Genomic DNA, 2414 nt, shown 5'->3' with positions numbered 1-2414 from the left:
GGGGGGGGCCGCGGGGTGGGGGGGCCCCCCCCCCCCGACTATGTGCTGTGGGGATGGGTCAGGCGGCGACGAGTCGACGCTCGCGCGGTGTGGGGATGTGCAGGCCGAGGTGGACCCGGCACTGTGTGCAGAACCCGTCGTCGTGGACCGGGGTGTAGCGGGTGCAGCCCTCGCACCGGCCGGGCCGTTGTCCGGGTGGCACCATCGGTCCGCGGCGGCGCGTGGACACCGCGGGCGCCGGTACGGCGTCGGAGTCGGCGTCGACCGGTGCCGGGGTGCCGGGCAGGTCCGGGTGGGCGGTCAGGAATCGGTCGATCACGGTGATCAACCATTCCGGTGCGCGACGACGGACCTCGGCGATGAGCGCGTAGGCGGAGTCGCGGTAGTGCTCGACGAAATAGGTGCAGTAGGTGGCAGCGAGATCGGCGACGGTGAACCCGGCGGGCAACGCGGGCAGCCCGGCGCGGTTCTCGCACCGGCAGTAGTCACACAGTCCGTCGTCGCTGCGCAACACTCCGTCGCGGGCGTGGACGGGGCGTTGGTCGGTGGTGGGGCGTTCGACGAAGCAGGACACGCACCGCCACCCGGCGACCGGAGTCATCGCGGTGGCGAAGTCGTCGAGACCGTTGCCCTGGAACACGAACCCCTCTCGTCGGTCGGCGCGTGAACGCAGCCCGGTCCGTTCGGCGGCCCACGCGTGGGAGTGTTCGGGGGACTTGGTCGATTCCCCGGCCAAGGCGCGGTCGTGGTCGCGTTGATCGGCGACGTGCACGCAGTACTGGTGATCCCACATCGCCTCGGCCAGGTCGGCGGGCAGCGGTGCCCGTTCACCGGGGCGGCGCGGTGTCCAACCCCGGGGCGCACCGGTGGTGAGGGTGACTCCGCGCGCGATCAGCTCGGCCCAGCGTTGGCGCAGGCGGGCTTGTTCGACAACCTCGGTGTCGACGAACAAGCTCTCCCGCACATACGCGGTGACCTCGAGTGGTTCCCGCTCGGCGGGGCGACGCTTGCCACGTGCGAGGGCGCGGGCCCGGATCTGCTCGGGGCTGAGGCGGACGGCATCGATGCGGCGGGAGGCGGGCATGGCCAGGCGCGGCAGCGGGTTGCGCCAGGTCCGGATGGACGGGCGGGGCATCTCGGCAGCGGCGAGCTGGACCTGAAACTTCGCGAATTCCTCGGCCACGCTGGTGCGATTGGTCCTGGCGCGGGTTTCGATGAGCTGGGCCAGGGCGTGGTTGTCGTGGGAGTGCAGGCCGGGGTCGGTGTCGGGGACCAACCGCACCAACCGTTCGCGTTCGATTTCGTCACCGGCGGACCAGCGGGCACGCAGGCGCAGCAGCGCGGACTCACGCGGGTAGAGGGTGAAGCACTCGACCATGAAATCCAGGACGTCCCAGTCGGCGTCGGTCGCCAAGTCCAACGCTGGACGGAACATCGCGATCGCGGCTTTGCGATCGGTGTCGAAGGTGAGCTCGATCGCTTCGATCGCATCCAGGAACGACCTCGTATCCGGCACCGCCACCACCGATTTGGTGGCTGGCTCATCGGACGGTGGCTCGGCGGCGGTGATATCGGAGGCAGACAGAGTGAGATCGTGCCGGTCGAACCCGGGCTCGACACTGTGTGTGGTGAGGGTGATCGCGGGGGAGACGGTGGGTGCGTGAACGGACACAGCTGTTCTCCTGACTGTGGACGGTGAGATGGTTCGGCACCCGGGCGCGCTGGAACTGCCACGCTTTTCGCGAAATAGGGGTGCCGGGCTGGGGTGGGCCCAGCCGAGGGCTGTTCACCAGGACAGCGGGCGACACGACGGCGGGAACGCGCCATCTGCGTGCGGGGGCGAATTCCCCGCGCGCACAACCCCATCCGCCGGCCGCGGCTGGGACGGGCGCGGGGGATTCGTTTCCGCCGGGCGCGGGCCCGACGGCGTGGCGCACGATGGCCTGGTAGCCCTCGAGCGGCTGGGCCCACCCCAGCACGGTGCCCCGACCCACCACCTACCTGCCCGCTCGCCACCGCAACGGGATCGCAGAACCGGGTCAGGTCACAACGGTGGCTGTCCGAAATCACCCACACCGACACCGGCCAGCACGGGCTCGGCCCACGCTTCGCTGCCCCCGCCCGCCGGGGCGGAGGTGGACCACGGGTCAGAAGCATCCGAGGTCCGCGCAGCGGTGGCGGGCTCGGCCGCAGAGGTGACGGGGGGAGGGTTGTCGACGCCGAACCCGTTGCCGCTGCCGCTGTTCGGTCTGCGTCCGGTGCGGTTGACCTGGGCGCGCGCGAACCGCAAGCTCGGCCCGACTTCGTCGACCTCGAGCTCGAACACCGTGCGCTTGTCCCCGTCACGGGTCTGGTAGCTGCGTTGCTTGAGCCGCCCCGCGACGATGACACGCGCGCCCATGGTCAGCGACTCA

The 2414-nt window shown here is 70.8% G+C and carries 2 protein-coding genes; both read right to left on the bottom strand.

Annotation, left to right across the window (positions count from 1 at the left end):
- Positions 1-58: 58 nt before the first annotated feature.
- On the bottom strand, positions 59-1672 hold the full coding sequence (locus QH270_RS00015) for a hypothetical protein (RefSeq protein ID WP_280338297.1): 1614 nt from the start codon (positions 1670-1672) through the stop codon (positions 59-61).
- 372 nt (positions 1673-2044) lie between these two features.
- Positions 2045-2414: single-stranded DNA-binding protein (locus QH270_RS00010; RefSeq protein ID WP_280338296.1), on the bottom strand; the 370-nt coding region annotated here is incomplete at its 5' end.

The sequence above is a fragment of the Nocardia neocaledoniensis genome (genome assembly GCF_029868625.1).
GTDB lineage: Bacteria > Actinomycetota > Actinomycetes > Mycobacteriales > Mycobacteriaceae > Nocardia > Nocardia neocaledoniensis_A.
The sequence above is the reverse complement of the archived record's forward strand: the minus strand, read 5'-3'. Positions and strand labels throughout refer to the sequence as shown.